The organism is Shimwellia blattae DSM 4481 = NBRC 105725 (genome assembly GCF_000262305.1).
GTDB classification, from domain to species: Bacteria; Pseudomonadota; Gammaproteobacteria; order Enterobacterales; family Enterobacteriaceae; genus Shimwellia; species Shimwellia blattae.
The window spans coordinates 3,161,608-3,182,344 of record NC_017910.1 but is presented as its reverse complement, the minus strand read 5'-3'; the positions used below and the strand labels follow the sequence as shown (position 1 = coordinate 3,182,344).

Below are 20,737 nucleotides of genomic sequence, written 5' to 3'. Positions count from 1 at the left end.
TGTTCTCCTGCTTATGATTGAGTAAACGTGCTGGCGTCATTAAAATAGCGTCCCATTGCGCCATACAGGCCAATATCTTCCAGCACCTGCAGTTCACCTTCGGTTTCGACGCGCTCAGCAATGAGCGGTAAATTAATCTGGCGGGTCGCCCAGTAAGTGGCTTCAATAAACAGCCGCTTATCTTCTTCCTGGTCAATATTGCGGATAAACCCGCTGTCCACCTTCAGCCATGCCAGCCCCCACTGGGGCAGATTGCCAATCAGATGGAAGCGGCCACCAAAATGCTGGATCCCCAGCCCGCAGCCCAGCGCTTTTAATTTGTGCACCAGAACCGTAATACGCTCCGGGGGCGGCAGCGCATTTTCATCCAGCTCCAGGGTCAGCCGGTTTGCCAGATGGCGGGCCTGTTTGAGGGGCTGTAGCAGCGCATTGATACTGGCATCATCCGCCACGCTTTCGCCGCTGATACTCAGCGCCAGGTGGTCTGTACCTTTTTCCATGGCTTTCAGGGTCTGGCGCAGCATCACGATATCCATCCGCTGGCTTAACCCCAGATGGTGTACCCAGGGCATAAAGCGCCCGGCGGGAATAATCTCGCCGTTGTCTGTTTTGATACGCGCCAGGATTTTGCGGTGCAGAATAATTTTCTGCTTATTGCACTGATACACCGGCTGAGAGAACAGCTCGAAAGACTCCTGCCCCAGTACCCGTTCCAGGCGGTTAAGCCAGTGGTGGTGATCATCACTGTTGTTATCTTCCCGTGTTGTGGTGGGCTCTGCGGTGAACTGTGTGCCGGTTTCTGCCCGGGTCAGCGCCTGGTCGGCCTGCATCAGCACCGTTTGTGGGGTATCACCGTGGGAAAAGGCCACGCGGGCAAAACAGGCCGCGGGGGAGACATCGCTCAGCCCTGTGGCATACAGTGATTCCAGCTGCCTGCTGAGGGCGGTGGTCAGGTTGTCCATCTGCTGCGCAATGACCGGCGGGGCAATAATGGCAAACTCCCCGCCGCGGATACGCGCCAGCACACCTTTATTATTCAGGTACTGGGCCTGTAGCTCATTGAGTAAGACGGCCACGGCCTGTAGCAGCTTGTCGGTTCTGGCTCCCCCCAGTCGCTGGTTAAGACCCACCAGATCCTGCACCCGCAGCAGCAGCAGATACCCGGACTGGCGCTCGTCATCACTGAGCCAGGATTGCAGCCTGATATCAAAAGCCCGCCGGTTTTTCAGCCCGGTCAGACTGTCGCTGTAGGCTTCCTCGTGCAGCGTTTCAATGCGCGAGGCCTGCTCGCTAAACCGCGCTTTGAGCCCGGTGACCATCATGTTGGTGGCTTCCACTACCCGGCGCAGCTCGGGCGTCCTGGGCAGGGTAGGGAGGGTGAGAAACTCACGGCGGCTGATGGCGGTGGCCTGCTCTACAATAAAGTCCAGCGGGCGCAGCAGGCCGCGCAGCACCAGGGCTGTCAGCAGCATAAAGACCAGGCTGCAACCGCTCAGCAGTAAGAAGCTCGCCAGCAGACCGTGCCACAGGCGGGACAGGGCAAACATCGGGTGGCTGATAACTTCCACCTGTGCTGCCTGGGTCCAGCCGCGCATTACGGTCGCCTCGCCGCGCCCGGGATCAAGGTGTACCAGGCGCACGAACCAGCCCGGCACATTGGCGCTGGGCGGCACATTATTGCGCTCAATAAGCACCTGATGGGTGCGGATATCTGTCACCCGGATGCGGTAGAAGTAACCGCTGTCAAAAATGGCGTTGACCATCAGCTCCGTGGTTACCGGATCATCAATATTGGCCGTCAGCGACAGGCCCAGCGCTGTGGCGGTATCCTGGGCGTGGGCGCTTAGCTGGTTGTGGTACTGCTCGCGTGCGTTTTCCTGGGTGACATAAACGTTGCCGCAAAAAATTACTGCCGTAAACAAGCAACCACCAATAACCAGCTTTTTATAAAGGGACATGGTCACTTCCTATTGTTGAATATCAAATCCTTCTGCGCGCATCCTGGCGCGGAGATCCTGCCAACGCGAGAGCCTGTTACTGCTACCGATATGTTTTGTTTGCCCGGCCTGGGGCATCCACACCCCCTGGCTGTTAAAGGAGTAGACGGGCTGTAAATCCTGCCGCCGGCCTGCGGGGAGGATCTCGCTGGTCAGATTATCCAGAACCAGCGGGATCGACCCGGGGGTGGCGTACCACGTCAGTACCATATGCGCCTGGTTAAGCCGTAGTGCCTTAACGTAGGTGATCCGCAGCTGGCTGGCTGGGATCCCCATCTGGCGCAGAGTAAAGTATTTTGCCAGGGCAAAATCTTCGCAGTCGCCAGCGCCTCTGCGTAAAAACTCCATCGGGGTTGCCCAGTAGTCGTTTTGCCGCCACAGGGAGATATCGTCGCGAAACTGCATCCGGCTGTTAAAGAACCGGTTTACCTGGGTAAGCTGGTTCAGCACCCCTTTGGGCGGGTGCTTTATCAGCACCTCCCAGGCGGTGATATGGCGCCTGGCCTCTGGCGACGGGGGGCCATAACGCTGCTGGCTTTGCTGATTAATAATGTCGAAATTCCAGCCCGCAGGCAGGAGCGGCGACATCATCAGCAGCATCAGACCAGCCAGCCAGCCGTAATATGATCTGCTCAGTGGACGGTTCACGTAGCGTTACCTGTCTGTTCAGGCCGCCTGTAAGGCGGCCTGCGGGTGCCTTATCGTTCGCGCAGCGCCTCTGCTTTGGCCCGCAAAATGGGCTTCAGCAGGTAGCTGAGCACGGACTTACGGCCGGTAATAATATCAACGGAGACCACCATCCCCGGAATAATCAGCAATGGGTTCTCTTCCCCGCCCAGGTGGTTACTGTTGGTACGCAGGTGGATCTGGTAAAAGCTGCGGCCTTCTTTGTCGGTGATGGTATCGGCACTGATATGCTCCAGAGAGCCCTTCAGCCCGCCATAGATGGTGTAATCGTAGGCGGTGAATTTAATCATTGCCTGCTGGCCCGGGTGCAGGAAGGCAATATCCTGCGGGCGGACCATCGCTTCAACCAGCAGGGTGTCATCAAGCGGTACGATTTCAACCAGCTCATCACCCGGCTGGATCACGCCGCCAATGGTGTTCACCAGCATCTGCTGCACAATGCCGCGCACCGGCGATGTCACCAGGGTACGGTTAACCCGGTCTTCAATGGCTTTACCTGAGGCCTGGGTCTTGGTCAGATTGGTGTGGGCTTCGTTCAGCTCGGTCAGCAATTCGCTGCGGTAGCGCTCTTTGGCTTCGGCAATTTTGCTCTCGATTTCATTAATGGCCGACTGGGCCCGGGGAATGGACAACTGTACTGATTCCAGCTGGCCGCGGGTTTCCACTTCAGAGCGGCGCAGGCGCAGCACTTCCACTTTAGAGATAGCCCCGGCGGCAACCAGCGGCTCGGACATTCTCAGCTCTTGCTGCAGCAGCCCCAGACTCTGGCGGAACTGGGTACTTTTTGATTTGTAGTCCAGTAACTCCTGGCGACGCTGCACCAGTTGCTCTTCAAGGCCTGAGATCTCATTACGAAACCGCTCGCGCTGGGCATTAAATAACTCGCGCTCGCCACTGGCGACTCCCGGGGCATCACGCTCGATTTCAGGGCTCAGGGCCAGTGGTTTGTCATCAAGCTGGGCCTGCAGGCGCGCGATACGGGCGATTAATGCGTTGCGGTCTGCCTCGCTTTCGCCAACATTAGAGCGAAAGCGGGTGTCATCCAGGCGCAGCAGCGGCTGTCCCGCTTCAACAATCTCCCCTTCGTGGACAAACACCTCGGAGATAATCCCCCCTTCAAGGTTCTGAATTTTTTGCAGCCGCGAAGAGGGAATAGCTTTGCCTTCGCCACGGGTGACTTCATCAACCTGGGCGCAAGCCGCCCAGATGATAAGCGCCATCAGAAAGGCGAAGCAGGCCCACAGGGTGATGCGCGATGCGCGCGGCGCATCCTCGGTAACCACGCTGTTGATCTCATTAACGGTAAATGGTTTTTCAGTGGCGCTCAGGCCCAGGCGGCGCAGGAGCGCGCGAATGGCGTTAGTGACTCGCATGAATTTGCCCCTTCTTCAGTGCTGCCAGAACATTATCCCGTGGGCCGTCGGCGATGATATGGCCACGCTCCACGATAATCAGGCGATCAACCAGCGGCAGGAGAGATGCCCGGTGAGTGACCAGCAGCAGGGTACGGTCCCGGGTGGTTTCCATCAGCGCCCGGCGCACGGCATCTTCCGTGGTGTTGTCCATGGAGCTGGTGGGTTCGTCCAGAAGCAGAATGGGCGGATCCAGCAACAGCGCCCGGGCCAGGACCACCGCCTGGCGCTGGCCACCGGAGAGGTTCAGCCCGCGCTCACCCACCTGCATGTTGTAGCCATCCGGGTGTTTGCGGGCAAACTCATGCACGCCCGCCAGGCGCGATACGCGCAGCATGGCGTCGTCGTCTACATAGCTGGCGCCGCTGAGCAGGTTTTCCCGCAGGGTGCCGCTGAACAGGTAGATATCCTGCGGTACATAGCCAATGTTGTGGCGCAGATCGCTGACATCTATCTGGTTGGCATCCATTCCGTCTATCAGGATTTCGCCGGAATCTGGCTGATAGAATCCGATAATCAGTTTGGCCAGCGAGCTTTTACCGGAGCCGCTGCGGCCGATAATCCCCACCCGCTCCCCGGCGGCAATGGAGAACGAGATTTGCTTCAGAGAGCTGTGTTTCTGATCCGGATAGGTGAAGGTGACGTTCTGAAAAGCAATCGCCCCCTGGAGGCGCTCCCGGGCAACGGAAGGGCGATCGTCCTGGCGCTCCTGGGGCAGGTCCATCATGCTGTCTGTGGTTTCAATGGTCATGCGCGCCTGCTGGTAGCGCGTCATCAGGCTACTCAGTTGCCCCATGGGTGCCAGTGCGCGGCCATTGAGCATATAGCAGGCGATAAGCCCCCCCATACTGAGGTTGCCGTTGATAATCAGATACACCCCGGCGACGATCATCGCCACGCCGGAAAACTGCTGCAGCCAGGCGGTAAAGTTCACCGCCAGGGTAGAGAGAGTTTTTACCCGCAGCTCTTTTTTACTTAATGCGCCGAGGGTGTTTTCCCACAGATACTGGCGCTCGCTCTGGGCGTTATTCACTTTTACCGCATCAAGGCCGCTCAGGGTCTCAATCAGTACCGCCTGGCGCTCAGAGGCCAGTTTCATGGTGTCGTCGATGGTTTCATTAAGCGGTTTCTGAATAAGCCAGCTCACACCCAGCGCTAACGGAAAGGCAACCAGCGGAATAAAGACCAGCGGCCCACCGATAAGGCCAATAACCAGCAGCATCAGCAGGGTAAAGGGCAGGTCAATCAGTGTGGCCTGGGTGAGCGAGGAGAGAAAATCCCGCAGGGACTGAATCTCATGAATATTCTGTGCAAAGCTGCCAAGCCGGGTGGGGCGCGCTTTCATCGCCATGCCGTTGATCCGGCTAAACAGCGAGGCTGAGACGATCATATCGGTTTTTTTCCCGGCGAGATCCAGCGCCCTGCCGCGCAGCGTTTTCAGCAGCAGATCAAACAGGAAAGCGACCGTGATACCAATAGCCAGCACCCACAGTGTTGCGGTGGCCTGGTTGGGGACGACCCGGTCATAGACGTTCATCACAAACAGTGGGGTACACAGGGCGATGATATTGATCAGAAAACTGGCGACGATAGCGTCGCTGTACAGGGTGCGCGAAAGGCGCAGCGTATCGCGAAACCAGGTTTTGGTGCGCGGGATCAGCGCGGACCGGCCGCGTTCACGCTGGTGCAGGGGCTGAATAAACAGCGCCACACCGGTATATTCACCGGCGAGAACCCCGGGATCTACCTGTACTTCTCCGCCCCCGGCTTCACTGGGCAGCAGTCGTGCCTGGCCGTCATCATTCCAGCCCAGCAACACGGCGGTGCGGTTCTCTCTGAGCATCAGAATTGCCGGAAGCGAGATGGCGGTTATTTTTTTCAGATCGCGCCTTAACAGGCGGGCGCGCAAATTGGCCCGGGCGGCGGCGCGGGCAAAAACATCCATCGTCAGGCGGTTATTTTTCAGCGGCAGGCCCGCCGTCAGCGATATCCGGCTGGCGGCAATACCGTGTAATGTGCAGATAGCCAGCAGACTGTCCAGTAATGGATCATCATGCAGGCTGCGGGGGTCGATACCGGTATCTTCCGGGGTGTCAGCATAATCCTCGCCGGGGCCGGAAACAGAATGTAGCGCCATAATTTATATCCTTATATCCCCCTGAATAACCGGGGTATCACAGTATCGCTCCATGCTGCGCAGGGAGTAAGAACTCCCTGCGGCAAACGCTGTTATTGCAGGTCAGGTAAAGATTGCTGATCCTCTTTCCATGTGGCTTCGCTGGCGGCCAGTGGCTGAATAGACATGGACTTCAGCAGTTCACCGGTACGGGCTTTGATCCGGTAGCCTGAGAAGAGCTCCACATATTGCATTTCAATGGCGCGGCGCTGGGCGGTGAAGACTTCGTTTTCACTGTCCAGTAAGTCAAGCAGAGTACGCTCACCAATACTGAACTGGTGCTGGTAAGCATCGCGTACTTTATAGCTCTGATCGGCATATTGCTGGGCAATCGGCACCTGCTGATTGGCATTTTGTAATGCGGTCCACGCCAGGCGTAATTCCTCGGTTAACTGGCGCCGGGTATTATTACGCACATCCTGGGCTTCACGCAGTTTATAGGCATTGGATGTCAGGTTGGCTTTATCGCTGCCGCCGTTGAACAGGTTATAGCGCATGCGCACCATGGCCTGCCATTCCTGATCGTGGCCGCGAGTGCCGTCGATATTATTGTTCATGGTGCGGCCAAGTTCGAGGTTTACATTCGGGTAGAAGGTAGACTTGGACGCCTCATACTGCTGGCGGGTGGCTTCTACATCAGCCTCAGCCACTTTTAACAGCGGGCTGTTTTCCAGCATTACTTTTCGGGCTTCTTCCAGTGAGCCCGGGGTCACCACAGAGGCGGGCTTGCTCAGATCGCTCGCTTCAGTACCGGTCACGCTGAAGAAGTTAGTGCGGGCATCTTCCAGATTGGTTTGTTCGGTCAGCAGGTTGTTGCGGGCCTGAGCCAGACGCGCTTCGGCCTGTTCATAGTCTGCCTTACGGCCAACACCACGGCTGGTACGCAGGTTGATTTGATCAAAAATGCGTTCGTGGCTGGTGAGGTTCTCCTGGGCAAGCTGTACAAACTGCTGGCGCATCAGAACATCCATATAGGCCTGGATGGCGCTCAGCGCGGTCGTTTCACTGCTGTTGCTGACCCCGTAAGCCCGGGAGTTCACGGTGGCTTTCTGGCGCGCAACTTCACTGGTGGTGGCAAAACCGTTGAAGACGTTTTGCGTCAGCATCAGTGATGATTCGCTGCGGTGCAGATTACGGCGATGATCATTTGCCGCGCGGGTGGTGGAGTTATCCGTTTGTTCCCATCCGGTTCCTGCATTCAAATTCAGGGTTGGTAAATAGCCGCCTTTTGCTGCTTTCAGATCATAATCTGAAGCGTAACGACTATTTACAGACGCACTGACTTCCGGATGAGAGTTAAGCGTATTTTTTATTGCCTGTTCTAACGTTAATGCCTGTGCCGAACCTGTGATAATGAGGGGTAACGACGCAGCAATAATAATAGCATTGCGCTTTTTCATAGTGTTGTAGTCCCTTTACAATTTTACCCATTCCATAAGTAAGATAAACCAAAGACGAAAGCGGATAATCACGCAAATACGCTGTTTTACAAAAATAATATAAAGATATTATTACTAATACGCTGGCTTATGAATATATTTGAATAAATAAGTGAAAGTGGATTTTGATTTAGAGCATTACGCCGCCACGATAATATATCAGGCGCTAATTTTGAAGTATTAGCCCGGGGAATTATCTGATTCGCAATGGAATTGCACTCCAGGGAGAGATGCTATGTCGACAGTTATAGGTACGATTAAATCAATGGTGGGGCAGGTGTGGATTGTGGCCTCTGATGGTACACGCCGCCAGGCAACGGAAGGGGAACAGGTTCTGCGCGGTGAGCAGGTGGTTACCGATCAGGGGTCGGCAACGGTTGCACTGGCAAACGGAAAAAGCCTCGACATTGGCCGGTTAAGTAACTGGGGAGACAATAGCGCGGTTACCGCAACCCCGGAGGCCGCAGCTCCCCAGGATATTGCAGCAGTGCAGCAGGCCATTGCTGAAGGTGCTGACCCGACCCAGGTGCTGGAAGCAACCGCCGCCGGTAATTCCCCTGTCACTAACCCGCTTCCCGGCGAAGCCGGAGACGGCGGCGGTGGTCATACCCACGTTGTGCTTGATCTTACCGGGCAAATTCTCGACCCGACCGCGGGCTACCCTACTGAAGGCATTGATATTGCATTCCCGCCGCCGCCGCAGGAAGAAACCCTGCTGCAGCCGGAGTCTGATTCTTATTCTGATGGTGGTGATGAGCCACCGATCATTATTCCCCCTTCAGCCAGTATCACCATCGATCCTATTGCTGGCGATAATATTATTAATATGCACGAAGCCGGGGCAGAGAAAACCCGGGTAACCGGCAGCACCGGGCTGGATGTAAAGCCCGGAGATATTGTAACGGTTACTGTTAACGGTAACGAATATACCACTACCGTTGGCGACGATGGCAACTGGTCGGTAGAGGTTAATACCAGCGATTTACTGGCATCCGGTGATGTGAATGCCAGTGTTACTACTCGCGATGAGTACGGTAATGAAGCGACCGGCACTGCCGACAGCCATGTGGGCCAGGCGACACTGGAAGTGGATATTACTATTAACCCGATCACGGGCGACGATAACTACCTGAATACAGAGGAGCTGGCGGCGATCACCCGGGAAGACGGGACGGTGGAGCTGAGCGGTACGGTCAGCGGCGACGCCAAAGCCGGTGACGTGATCACTGTAACGGTCAACGGGCAGACATTCGATACGGTGGTGGGGGCGGACGGCTCCAGCTGGACGGTGCAGGTGGATGCGGGTGTGCTGCACGAAGGCAGTAACGATGTCAAAGCGGATATCACCATCAGTGACACGGCGGGGAATGAAGTTTCAGCTAGCGATCACATTGATTTTGTGATGGATAGCGTTAATCCGGAGGTGACCATCACGATTGACGTGATCGCCGGAGACGATGTGCTCAATGCGGCTGAGTCCCGGGAGGCGCTGGAGATCAGCGGCAGGGTGAGCTCGGAGAACCCGGACGATCCGGTGGTGACCTGGAGTGACGTGACGCTGGTGTTTACCGATGGGTCAGGCAACGAGGTACACCGGGTAACAGGTGTCAGTGTCGGTGAGAACAGTAGCTGGAGCACGACGCTGCCGCCGGAGGTGGTGGAGAAGCTGGCGACGGGCGAGTGGTCGGTGACGGCAGAGGTCACCGGTTATGACGCGGCGGGCAACCCGGCCACGGACGATGATGTGCGGCCGGTGACGGTCGATACGGTGGCACCGGAGGTGACCATCACGATTGACGTGATCGCCGGAGACGATGTGCTCAATGCGGCCGAGTCCCGGGAGGCGCTGGAGATCAGCGGCAGGGTGAGCTCGGAGAACCCGGACGATCCGGTGGTGACCTGGAGTGACGTGACGCTGGTGTTTACCGATGGGTCAGGCAACGAGGTACACCGGGTAACGGGTGTCAGCGTCGGGGAGAACAGTAGCTGGAGCACGACGCTGCCGCCGGAGGTGGTGGAGAAGCTGGCGACGGGCGAGTGGTCGGTGACGGCAGAGGTCACCGGTTATGACGCGGCGGGCAACCCGGCCACGGACGATGATGTGCGGCCGGTGACGGTCGATACGGTGGCACCGGAGGTGACCATCACGATTGACGTGATCGCCGGAGACGATGTGCTCAATGCGGCCGAGTCCCGGGAGGCGCTGGAGATCAGCGGCAGGGTGAGCTCGGAGAACCCGGACGATCCGGTGGTGACCTGGAGTGACGTGACGCTGGTGTTTACCGATGGGTCAGGCAACGAGGTACACCGGGTAACGGGTGTCAGCGTCGGGGAGAACAGTAGCTGGAGCACGACGCTGCCGCCGGAGGTGGTGGAGAAGCTGGCGACGGGCGAGTGGTCGGTGACGGCAGAGGTCACCGGTTATGACGCGGCGGGCAACCCGGCCACGGACGATGATGTGCGGCCGGTGACGGTCGATACGGTGGCACCGGAGGTGACCATCACGATTGACGTGATCGCCGGAGACGATGTGCTCAATGCGGCCGAGTCCCGGGAGGCGCTGGAGATCAGCGGCAGGGTGAGCTCGGAGAACCCGGACGATCCGGTGGTGACCTGGAGTGACGTGACGCTGGTGTTTACCGATGGGTCAGGCAACGAGGTACACCGGGTAACGGGTGTCAGTGTCGGGGAGAACAATAGCTGGAGCACGACGCTGCCGCCGGAGGTGGTGGAGAAGCTGGCGACGGGCGAGTGGTCGGTGACGGCAGAGGTCACCGGTTATGATGCGGCGGGCAACCCGGCCACGGACGATGATGAGCGGCCGGTGACGGTCGATACGGTGGCACCGGAGGTGACCATCACGATTGACGTGATCGCCGGAGACGATGTGCTCAATGGGGCTGAGTCCCGGGAGGAACTGGAGATCAGCGGCAAGGTGAGCTCGGAGAACCCGGACGATCCGGTGGTGACCTGGAGTGACGTGACGCTGGTGTTTACCGATGGGTCAGGCAACGAGGTACACCGGGTAACGGGTGTCAGTGTCGGTGAGAACAATAGCTGGAGCACGACGCTGCCGCCGGAGGTGGTGGAGAAGCTGGCGACGGGCGAGTGGTCGGTGACGGCAGAGGTCACCGGTTATGACGCGGCGGGCAACCCGGCCACGGACGATGATGAGCGGCCGGTGACGGTCGATACGGTGGCACCGGAGGTGACCATCACGATTGACGTGATCGCCGGAGACGATGTGCTCAATGCGGCTGAGTCCCGGGAGGAACTGGAGATCAGCGGCAGGGTGAGCTCGGAGAACCCGGACGATCCGGTGGTGACCTGGAGTGACGTGACGCTGGTGTTTACCGATGGGTCAGGCAACGAGGTACACCGGGTAACGGGTGTCAGCGTCGGGGAGAACAATAGCTGGAGCACGACGCTGCCGCCGGAGGTGGTGGAGAAGCTGGCGACGGGCGAGTGGTCGGTGACGGCAGAGGTCACCGGTTATGACGCGGCGGGCAACCCGGCCACGGACGATGATGAGCGGCCGGTGACGGTCGATACGGTGGCACCGGAGGTGACCATCACGATTGACGTGATCGCCGGAGACGATGTGCTCAATGCGGCTGAGTCCCGGGAGGAACTGGAGATCAGCGGCAAGGTGAGCTCGGAGAACCCGGACGATCCGGTGGTGACCTGGAGTGACGTGACGCTGGTGTTTACCGATGGGTCAGGCAACGAGGTACACCGGGTAACGGGTGTCAGCGTCGGGGAGAACAATAGCTGGAGCACGACGCTGCCGCCGGAGGTGGTGGAGAAGCTGGCGACGGGCGAGTGGTCGGTGACGGCAGAGGTCACCGGTTATGACGCGGCGGGCAACCCGGCCACGGACGATGATGAGCGGCCGGTGACGGTCGATACGGTGGCACCGGAGGTGACCATCACGATTGACGTGATCGCCGGAGACGATGTGCTCAATGCGGCTGAGTCCCGGGAGGAACTGGAGATCAGCGGCAGGGTGAGCTCGGAGAACCCGGACGATCCGGTGGTGACCTGGAGTGACGTGACGCTGGTGTTTACCGATGGGTCAGGCAACGAGGTACACCGGGTAACGGGTGTCAGCGTCGGGGAGAACAATAGCTGGAGCACGACGCTGCCGCCGGAGGTGGTGGAGAAGCTGGCGACGGGCGAGTGGTCGGTGACGGCAGAGGTCACCGGTTATGATGCGGCGGGCAACCCGGCCACGGACGATGATGAGCGGCCGGTGACGGTCGATACGGTGGCACCGGAGGTGACCATCACGATTGACGTGATCGCCGGAGACGATGTGCTCAATGCGGCTGAGTCCCGGGAGGAACTGGAGATCAGCGGCAAGGTGAGCTCGGAGAACCCGGACGATCCGGTGGTGACCTGGAGTGACGTGACGCTGGTGTTTACCGATGGGTCAGGCAACGAGGTACACCGGGTAACGGGTGTCAGTGTCGGTGAGAACAATAGCTGGAGTACGACGCTGCCGCCGGAGGTGGTGGAGAAGCTGGCGACGGGCGAGTGGTCGGTGACGGCAGAGGTCACCGGTTATGACGCGGCGGGCAACCCGGCCACGGACGATGATGAGCGGCCGGTGACGGTCGATACGGTGGCACCGGAGGTGACCATCACGATTGACGTGATCGCCGGAGACGATGTGCTCAATGCGGCTGAGTCCCGGGAGGAACTGGAGATCAGCGGCAAGGTGAGCTCGGAGAACCCGGACGATCCGGTGGTGACCTGGAGTGACGTGACGCTGGTGTTTACCGATGGGTCAGGCAACGAGGTACACCGGGTAACGGGTGTCAGTGTCGGGGAGAACAATAGCTGGAGCACGACGCTGCCGCCGGAGGTGGTGGAGAAGCTGGCGACGGGCGAGTGGTCGGTGACGGCAGAGGTCACCGGTTATGATGCGGCGGGCAACCCGGCCACGGACGATGATGAGCGGCCGGTGACGGTCGATACGGTGGCACCGGAGGTGACCATCACGATTGACGTGATCGCCGGAGACGATGTGCTCAATGCGGCTGAGTCCCGGGAGGAACTGGAGATCAGCGGCAAGGTGAGCTCGGAGAACCCGGACGATCCGGTGGTGACCTGGAGTGACGTGACGCTGGTGTTTACCGATGGGTCAGGCAACGAGGTACACCGGGTAACAGGTGTCAGTGTCGGTGAGAACAATAGCTGGAGCACGACGCTGCCGCCGGAGGTGGTGGAGAAGCTGGCGACGGGCGAGTGGTCGGTGACGGCAGAGGTCACCGGTTATGACGCGGCGGGCAACCCGGCCACGGACGATGATGTGCGGCCGGTGACGGTCGATACGGTGGCACCGGAGGTGACCATCACGATTGACGTGATCGCCGGAGACGATGTGCTCAATGCGGCTGAGTCCCGGGAGGAACTGGAGATCAGCGGCAGGGTGAGCTCGGAGAACCCGGACGATCCGGTGGTGACCTGGAGTGACGTGACGCTGGTGTTTACCGATGGGTCAGGCAACGAGGTACACCGGGTAACGGGTGTCAGCGTCGGGGAGAACAATAGCTGGAGCACGACGCTGCCGCCGGAGGTGGTGGAGAAGCTGGCGACGGGCGAGTGGTCGGTGACGGCAGAGGTCACCGGTTATGATGCGGCGGGCAACCCGGCCACGGACGATGATGAGCGGCCGGTGACGGTCGATACGGTGGCACCGGAGGTGACCATCACGATTGACGTGATCGCCGGAGACGATGTGCTCAATGCGGCTGAGTCCCGGGAGGAACTGGAGATCAGCGGCAGGGTGAGCTCGGAGAACCCGGACGATCCGGTGGTGACCTGGAGTGACGTGACGCTGGTGTTTACCGATGGGTCAGGCAACGAGGTACACCGGGTAACGGGTGTCAGTGTCGGTGAGAACAATAGCTGGAGCACGACGCTGCCGCCGGAGGTGGTGGAGAAGCTGGCGACGGGCGAGTGGTCGGTGACGGCAGAGGTCACCGGTTATGATGCGGCGGGCAACCCGGCCACGGACGATGATGAGCGGCCGGTGACGGTCGATACGGTGGCACCGGAGGTGACCATCACGATTGACGTGATCGCCGGAGACGATGTGCTCAATGCGGCTGAGTCCCGGGAGGAACTGGAGATCAGCGGCAAGGTGAGCTCGGAGAACCCGGACGATCCGGTGGTGACCTGGAGTGACGTGACGCTGGTGTTTACCGATGGGTCAGGCAACGAGGTACACCGGGTAACGGGTGTCAGTGTCGGTGAGAACAATAGCTGGAGCACGACGCTGCCGCCGGAGGTGGTGGAGAAGCTGGCGACGGGCGAGTGGTCGGTGACGGCAGAGGTCACCGGTTATGATGCGGCGGGCAACCCGGCCACGGACGATGATGAGCGGCCGGTGGCGGTCGATACGGTGGCACCGGAGGCCAATATCATCATCGATCCTATTACTGGTGATGACGTATTAAATTTTGATGAAATAGATGAGCCAACGACAACGATTACCGGCAAGGTGAGTGGTGAGGCTAGTGTCGGAGATATCGTTACGCTGACTATTAATGGTACCGATTATACCGGTAAATTAGAGTTGGTGGATGGAGAGTTAGTATATAAAATCACTGATGTGAAAACCTCTGATTTACTGGCTGATACTAATCTCAATATTGAGGCTTCGGTTGTAGCAACTGATTCTGCAGGCAATACAACAGTTGCATCAACTGATCGTGAGTACAGTATTGAGAAAGGGGGGGTTGTCGAAGGTACTCACGAGAGCGATAATCCGGTTACAGGTACAACGGATGATAGTGATATCGTTCTTTCTGATGTTAAAGGAAATATCATACAGCAAGGAACTGATTATAATATTGCATTTATATTAGATAGATCCGGCAGTATGAATACTAAAGCAAATGGTGATCGGCTAACTCCGTCTAAGCAAGCAATTGTTGATGTTGTAAAAGAGCTTATCAAATCTAATGGTGCAAACTCCGGGATTGTAACGATAGGTTTAATTAGTTTTGCCAGTAATGCAAAAATTAACTTGACGATTAAGTTAGATGATCCTGATGCATTAACTAAATTAGACAAAGCATTGAGTGATATTAATGCTAATGGTGGTACTGATTACTATGAAGCTTTTAAAAGTGCAATAAAATGGTTTGAAAGTCTTAATAATTCTGCGGAGAATAAGGTTTATTTTATTACCGATGGTGCTCCAAATGAAAATACACACATAGATGATAGTGAGTTTGCTAAACTAGATGTTATAGCTGATGTTGAGGCTATTGGAATTGGGAGTGGTGTAAATACCAATACATTAGATAAATTTGATTCTGATGGTAAAAGTCAGGCAAATATTGATCCAAAAGATCTGGCTGACGCTATTTTGGGTAAGGATTCATTAGCTCCTCCCGGTGATGATGTTGTCAATGCCGGTGCCGGAAACGATATTATATTTGGTGATATTACTTCATTTACGGGACCGGATGGCACCACTTCTGATCTGGAAAGTTATATAGGTAAGCAGTTAGGCTTACCTGACGGAACCTCGCCAACCGCGGCACAAATGCATGTCTGGCTTTCTGAACATCAGGCAGAGATCGCTGAATTGTTGCCCCAGGAGGGGGGTAAAGATACCCTATTTGGTGGTGCCGGTAATGATCTGATTTTCGGTGGTGGCGGAGATGATTTACTTGTTGGTGGTGACGGTAAGGATGCCCTGTATGGCGGTTATGGTAATGATATCCTGATCGGAGATGGTGCTAACTCACTTTCTGAGCTTGCGGATAAATTAGGCAATAAATCATTGACTGCTCAAGAGATTGCCGACGCTATTCGTAATGATCCCAGCATACTCAACGTACTGGATGACTCGGGTTCTAATGACATTCTGAACGGCGGGGCCGGTGACGATCTGATGTTTGGTGGTGGTGGAGATGATATCTTACGCGGCGGCACAGGCGACGATATTCTTACCGGTGGCTCAGGCAGCGATACCTTTGTCTGGCTGAAAGGCGATCTGGGTAATGACACCATCACCGATTTTAACGAGGCTGAAGGCGATAAAATCGATCTGAGTGATTTGCTTGGCGATGATTTTGACCTCAACCATCTGGAGAACTATATCAAGGTCACAGAGGTAGATGGCAACGCTGTGATGGAAATCAACACTGACGGCCAGCTAAATAATGGTGGTTCAGTCCAGGTCAGTATCACTGTCAACGGAGCCAGTGCGGATTACATTTCCGACCTGCTCAGTACCCCAGACCAGACAACCATTATTCTCTAACCCCATCAGCGCCGCCCCCGGGCGGCGCTGTCTTAAAACCCACCCAACCCATTTCCCTAGCCCAGGCAGGCTTATCCGCCTGGGCTACCTTTATATTACCCGGCGAAACGGGCAGCACGGCCCACCCGGTAACGCGGCACAATTTGCCAAGGCACCGGGCGCGGTTCCCCTTACCCTATGCCGCCCTCGCCACTGCCGTGGCGCACCACTGAAACTGGCGGATGATTGCTGTGTTACATATTTTACTTTTTCACGGTTTTAAAAGCGCGGCCCAGGAGATAGCCGCCTTTGACTTAACCGACAATACCGCCGGGAGCCTGTTGTCTGGCTGCCATTTTGTTAACCACCACTGGGATGCGGGCACCCCTTATCAGGGGAGCCAGAATGGGGTGCAGGCGGTCCTGATGCTCGCGGCCAATGCCGCAGAGCTGCATGCGCAGTGGGATAAGGCGCGCCAGAATATCCAGCCCTGTAGCGACAGCGCCGTGGCGTTTATTCAGCAGCTTCCCCCGGGGGATAAGGTTCTGCTGGTCGGCCACTCCATGGGGGGCGATGTGATTGCCCGTATCATCGAGCGGGTGACCCGGCCGGTTGATATCTACCTGTTTGTGATGGCCGCAGGCCTGGATCGCGCAGCATTCCGGGAGATGCTCGCCAGCCACAATGTCATCCATGGGATCAACTGCCTGTCGGGGCGTGATTTTATGCTGCGCAAACAGCTGCCGGAGTTTGTCTCGCCACCCGGCAAGCCCGCGGGGCTTTATACTATCGACCACCCCAAAGGCACGGACTACGCCACACAACTTGGCCATGCCGACTACCTGCATGACCCGGCCGTGCTGTCACTCTACCGGGAGTTTATTGACCGGATCCTCAGCACGGGCCCTTAGGGCCTGCGGGCGTTGCTGAAACCACGGCAGGCAGAGCTGGATCAGCGGGCCAATAGCCAGCGCATAAACCAGCGTCCCCACGCCCACGGCTCCGCCCATCATCCAGCCGCTGAGCAGCACACTCAGCTCGATCAGGGTGCGGATCCGGCGCAGCGGCCAGCCGGTGCGGGCGTGCAGCCCGGTCATCAGGCCATCCCGGGGGCCCGGGCCAAACCCGGCCCCGATATACATCCCGGTGGCGAGCGCGTTCAGCACCACGGCGGCTATCAGCACCAGGCCACGGGCCGGGAGCGAAACCAGCGGCGGCAGCATCGCCAGCGTGGCATCCGCCACCAGGCCCAGCACCAGCACATTGCTCACCGTGCCCAGCCCCGGGCGCTGGCGCAGCGGGATCCACAGCAGCAAGACCAGCACCCCGACGATGATCATCACACTGCCAAAACTGAGGGTGAAAATACGTGCCACCCCGAGGTGGAACACATCCCAGGGATCCGCCCCGAGACCCGCATGAACAAACAGCGCCGTAGAGACGCCATAAAGCACCAGCCCGCAATAAAGCTGTAATAGCCGCTGAACCATGATAATGCTCTCTGTGGAGGTGGAGGAGAGTGGATCTTCGGGCAAAATGGACTGATTATTAAGGTCCAGTTATCAGAAAGTGGACTGCTATGAACCTGCGTCGCACCGGCACTGCCTCATTAGTAAAACTGCTGGGCCAGTGGCACCAGCCGCTGCCCCGTACCCCGGTCTATCGCCAGCTGGCAGACGGGCTGCGCCTGCTGATCCTTGACGGTCGGCTCCCCCTGGGGTGTCGCCTGCCCGGTGAGCGTGAGCTGGCCACGGCCCTGGGCGTTAGCCGCACCACGGTTGCGGCGGCACTGGGGCTGCTGCGGGAAGCGGGCTACCTGCACAGCCGCCACGGTGCCGGCTCCGTTACCATGCTGCCGCACGCCAGCACCCCCGGTACCGTGGAGCGGCAGAGTGAGCCGTTGCTGGATCTGTCCACGGCTGCGCTGCCCGCCGGGCCGGAAATTCACCGGGCCTATGTTCAGGCGCTGGCCGCGCTGCCGGAACACCTGGCATCCACCGGTTATGATCAGAGCGGGTTAATCACGCTGCGCGAGAAGATCGCGGCGCGCTACTGCGCCCGGGGGCTGCCAACCACGGCGGATCACATCATGCTGGTTAATGGTGCCGTGAGCGGGCTGGGGCTGATTCTGCGGCTGCTTACCGGCCCGGGGGACCGGGTGGTGGTTGACCACCCCACATACCCGATGGCGCTGGCGGCCATTACCGGGGCCTCCTGCCGCCCGGTGGCAGTGAGCCTGCCGCAACAGGGCTGGGATACGGACGGGCTGCGGGCCGCCATCGCCCAGACGGCACCGCGCCTGGCCTACCTGCTGGCGGATTTTCATAACCCCACCGGGCGCTGTATGGACGCAGACACCCGCCGTGAAGTGGCAGCGATTGCCGCCCACACCCGCACCACCATCGTGGTGGATGAAACCATGGTTGACCTCTGGTACGGTAGCCCGCCGCCGCCACCGCTGGCGGCCTGGGATGATGCCGACCTGGTCATCACTCTTGGCTCGGCGGGGAAGAGTTTCTGGGGCGGGCTGCGCCTGGGGTGGATCCGCGCCTCCAGCCAGACCATCAGCGCCCTGCGGCAGGTGCGCGGCACCATGGATTTAGGCACCCCGCTGCTGGAACAGCTGGCGGCGGTGAGCCTGTTTCAGGAGGCGGAACACTTTCTGCCCGGGCGGCGCGCCATGCTGCGCCAGCGGCGGGATGCGGGGGCGGCACTGGTTGGCGAACTGTTTCCCCAGTGGCGGCTGCTCCCGGCTGAAGGGGGGCTTTCCTGGTGGGTGGAGCTGCCCGGGCCGCTGGCGAGTGCATTTGCCGCCAGCGCCGAACTGGCCGGGATCCGGATAGGCGCCGGAACCCGCTTCGGTATTGACGGGGCCTTTGAGCGCTACCTGCGGCTGCCTTTTACGCTGGAGCCACCCTTCATGCGCAGCGCGCTGGAGCGGCTACAGCCCCACTGGCAGTACATTACCCGCAGCGGGGCCCTGAGCCGGGGTTATTCGCCGGGGTTTTCCGGGGTATAGCGCAGGGGAAGATCCGCCAGCGGGTGGGGCAGGTTAACGTTGTGGGCCCCTTCAATCCGGGCAATCACGGTCTGGTAGCCGCTGATCCAGCGCTCGCTACCGGCCTTGGCTTTAAGGTGCATGGCGTCGGCTATCAGGGCATCCATACTGGCGCGATCCCGCCAGTAGTAATTATTCAGCAGGCGGCCGGTTCCGGCATCGGTAAAGCTCTCCATGCCGATAAACCCCGGCAGCGCGCGGGCCCGTTTATCTATCTCCCCATCCAGGGCGTAAAATTCTGCGTCGTACGCTTTTTTGTCGAAGATAAAACTGCTCAGATACATGGTATTGCTCCCCATGGCGGTTATTCAGCGAAGTTACCGCAGGGCAGCATGGTGATACTGGCCTGCGGCATCATGGCGGCCAGCCCGTTGGTGAGGGCTTCTCCGGCGTTATACAGGGCCTCCGGCGGCATGGGGGAGAGGCTTTCGAGGATAAACCACATTTTTTCATTCTCTGCGCTCAGCCGGGTGCGTACCCCCTGGCGCCAGTTCCAGCGCCGGCAGGTCACACCGGTATCATCGCGCCAGATAACTTCCCCCGCCTGCGGGTATTCCGTCACCGGCAGCCCCGCTTTGATAACATCAAAAGGTTCGTCGCCCCGGGCCACGGTCAGCCGCGGCTGGCCGCAATAAGCGCTGAGATTCTCACCCCCTACCGGCAGCGCATAGCGAATGCTGATGGCGTTATACAGATCAACAACCGGGTCAATCGGGCTGATGGCGCCATCGCGCAGCACCCTTTTGAGCAGCGCATCTGCCGAGCAGGGGGTGCGTTTGGGTTTGGCGCCAAAGGCTTTATACACTTCATGCCAGGCATCGATATGCGCCTGGGCCCAGGCGGGCAGTGAATGCTGTACCTCCTGGCAGGCGGCCTGTAACTGCGCCGGGCCAATGCCGGGCTCAGTCACCCGGGCATTCTCAACCAGAATACTCAGGGCACGAAAATCCGGCGCGATCCGGGTTACCGCATCGTCAATTGACGGGGAAAAGGAAAGCATTAGATAATCTCTCAATGACCAATTTATATCGCATTATCGACCGATGACTAAAAAAGTCAATATAATGACCGGCACCGGTTCCGACGTCGAACGGGTGAATCAGGCGGTTGCCGAACGGATCAAAACCTTCCGTAAAAACCAGAAACTGTCGCTGGATGAGTTGTCACGCCGGGCGGGGATCAGCAAAGGGATGCTGGTCGATATCGAGCGCTGCCTGGCGAACCCCAGTATCGCCATGCTGTGCAAAATCTCGGCGGCGATGTCTGTCTCCGTGGCGGATATTGTCGATGTTGCCGAACAGCCCAGCGTGCACCTGATAGCCCCCCGGGATATTCCTCAACTCTGGGAGGGGGAATCCGGGGGCAGCGCCCGCCTGCTGGCGGGCACCAGTGGCCCGGACATGGTAGAGCTGTGGCGCTGGGAAATGCACCCCGGGGAGCGCTACACGTCACCGGCCCATCCTGAGGGCACCTGTGAATTACTGCACGTAGAGCAGGGCACGCTGATCCTCGGGCGGGAGGGGCAGCGCCATGAAGTCGGCTGCGGCAGCTCTGCCATTATGCGTGCCGATGCCCCCCACTATTACGCGAATGAATCCGGCGAGAAAGTGGTCTTTACCATGGCGGTCAGCGAGCGTCACAGCCGCTGACGCCGGATCCGGCGCATATTGCGCCGGGTTTTCCCGGGCCGGTTATTATTCGGCTG

Annotated in this window: 12 protein-coding genes; 4 read left to right on the top strand and 8 right to left on the bottom strand. The window is 58.6% G+C overall.

The annotated features are described in order from the left end of the window. Positions 1-11: 11 nt before the first annotated feature. The 5 genes from EBL_RS14965 to EBL_RS14945 form a co-directional block, all read right to left on the bottom strand. Complete coding sequence (locus EBL_RS14965; RefSeq protein WP_002444473.1) at positions 12-1,958, bottom strand: bifunctional diguanylate cyclase/phosphodiesterase; 1,947 nt, start codon at positions 1,956-1,958, stop codon at positions 12-14. 9 nt (positions 1,959-1,967) lie between these two features. Continuing rightward, positions 1,968-2,645, bottom strand: coding sequence for a cysteine protease LapG (gene lapG, locus EBL_RS14960; protein ID WP_014716156.1), 678 nt, complete (start codon positions 2,643-2,645; stop codon positions 1,968-1,970). A gap of 50 nt (positions 2,646-2,695) precedes the next feature. Then, positions 2,696-4,057, bottom strand: a complete 1,362-nt coding sequence (locus tag EBL_RS14955) for an HlyD family type I secretion periplasmic adaptor subunit (protein WP_002444469.1) — start codon at positions 4,055-4,057, stop codon at positions 2,696-2,698. Then, positions 4,044-6,233, bottom strand: coding sequence for a type I secretion system permease/ATPase (locus EBL_RS14950; RefSeq protein WP_002444466.1), 2,190 nt, complete (start codon positions 6,231-6,233; stop codon positions 4,044-4,046). The genes EBL_RS14955 and EBL_RS14950 overlap by 14 nt, the downstream gene beginning before the upstream one ends. A 92-nt stretch (positions 6,234-6,325) precedes the next feature. Beyond that, the gene (locus EBL_RS14945) at positions 6,326-7,672 is read right to left on the bottom strand and encodes a TolC family outer membrane protein (protein ID WP_002444464.1); all 1,347 of its coding nucleotides are present in this window, start codon (positions 7,670-7,672) and stop codon (positions 6,326-6,328) included. A 274-nt stretch (positions 7,673-7,946) separates the two neighbouring features. On the opposite strand from EBL_RS14945, the gene EBL_RS14940 reads away from it, so the two are divergent. Both EBL_RS14940 and EBL_RS14935 read left to right on the top strand, forming a co-directional pair. Next, entirely contained in the window at positions 7,947-15,995 is an 8,049-nt protein-coding gene (locus tag EBL_RS14940) for a retention module-containing protein (RefSeq protein WP_014716155.1), read from the top strand. 221 nt (positions 15,996-16,216) lie between these two features. Continuing rightward, the gene (locus EBL_RS14935) at positions 16,217-16,885 is read left to right on the top strand and encodes a hypothetical protein (RefSeq protein WP_002445446.1); all 669 of its coding nucleotides are present in this window, start codon (positions 16,217-16,219) and stop codon (positions 16,883-16,885) included. Here EBL_RS14935 and yczE read toward each other — a convergent pair. Continuing rightward, a complete protein-coding gene (gene yczE / locus EBL_RS14930; RefSeq protein ID WP_002445448.1) occupies positions 16,838-17,464 on the bottom strand; it encodes a membrane protein YczE in 627 nt (208 codons plus the stop codon). The genes EBL_RS14935 and yczE overlap by 48 nt on opposite strands. An 89-nt stretch (positions 17,465-17,553) precedes the next feature. Here yczE and yczR point away from each other — a divergent pair, with 89 nt between their 5' ends. Then, on the top strand, positions 17,554-18,993 hold the full coding sequence (yczR, locus tag EBL_RS14925) for a MocR-like transcription factor YczR (RefSeq protein WP_002445450.1): 1,440 nt from the start codon (positions 17,554-17,556) through the stop codon (positions 18,991-18,993). Here the strand turns inward: yczR and EBL_RS14920 are convergent. Both EBL_RS14920 and EBL_RS14915 read right to left on the bottom strand, forming a co-directional pair. Next, a complete protein-coding gene (locus EBL_RS14920) occupies positions 18,966-19,316 on the bottom strand; it encodes an antibiotic biosynthesis monooxygenase family protein (RefSeq protein ID WP_014716153.1) in 351 nt (116 codons plus the stop codon). The two genes, yczR and EBL_RS14920, sit on opposite strands and share 28 nt — an antisense overlap. Before the next feature lie 20 nt (positions 19,317-19,336). Continuing rightward, complete coding sequence (locus tag EBL_RS14915) at positions 19,337-20,032, bottom strand: B3/B4 domain-containing protein (RefSeq protein ID WP_002445454.1); 696 nt, start codon at positions 20,030-20,032, stop codon at positions 19,337-19,339. Between the two features lie 43 nt (positions 20,033-20,075). On the opposite strand from EBL_RS14915, the gene EBL_RS14910 reads away from it, so the two are divergent. Then, positions 20,076-20,681: a helix-turn-helix domain-containing protein gene (locus EBL_RS14910; protein ID WP_034920612.1), complete on the top strand. Its 606-nt coding sequence runs from the start codon at positions 20,076-20,078 to the stop codon at positions 20,679-20,681. The last annotated feature ends 56 nt before the right edge of the window (positions 20,682-20,737 follow it).

Bases quoted from the DNA above. Each gene is read 5' to 3' on its own strand.
- EBL_RS14965 (WP_002444473.1), bottom strand. From the start codon at position 1,958: ATGTCCCTTTATAAAAAGCTGGTTATTGGTGGTTGCTTGTTTACGGCA.
- EBL_RS14955 (WP_002444469.1), bottom strand. From the start codon at position 4,057: ATGCGAGTCACTAACGCCATTCGCGCGCTCCTGCGCCGCCTGGGCCTG.
- EBL_RS14950 (WP_002444466.1), bottom strand. From the start codon at position 6,233: ATGGCGCTACATTCTGTTTCCGGCCCCGGCGAGGATTATGCTGACACC.
- EBL_RS14945 (WP_002444464.1), bottom strand. From the start codon at position 7,672: ATGAAAAAGCGCAATGCTATTATTATTGCTGCGTCGTTACCCCTCATT.
- EBL_RS14940 (WP_014716155.1), top strand. From the start codon at position 7,947: ATGTCGACAGTTATAGGTACGATTAAATCAATGGTGGGGCAGGTGTGG.
- EBL_RS14935 (WP_002445446.1), top strand. From the start codon at position 16,217: ATGATTGCTGTGTTACATATTTTACTTTTTCACGGTTTTAAAAGCGCG.
- yczE (WP_002445448.1), bottom strand. From the start codon at position 17,464: ATGGTTCAGCGGCTATTACAGCTTTATTGCGGGCTGGTGCTTTATGGC.
- yczR (WP_002445450.1), top strand. From the start codon at position 17,554: ATGAACCTGCGTCGCACCGGCACTGCCTCATTAGTAAAACTGCTGGGC.
- EBL_RS14920 (WP_014716153.1), bottom strand. From the start codon at position 19,316: ATGTATCTGAGCAGTTTTATCTTCGACAAAAAAGCGTACGACGCAGAA.
- EBL_RS14915 (WP_002445454.1), bottom strand. From the start codon at position 20,032: ATGCTTTCCTTTTCCCCGTCAATTGACGATGCGGTAACCCGGATCGCG.
- EBL_RS14910 (WP_034920612.1), top strand. From the start codon at position 20,076: ATGACTAAAAAAGTCAATATAATGACCGGCACCGGTTCCGACGTCGAA.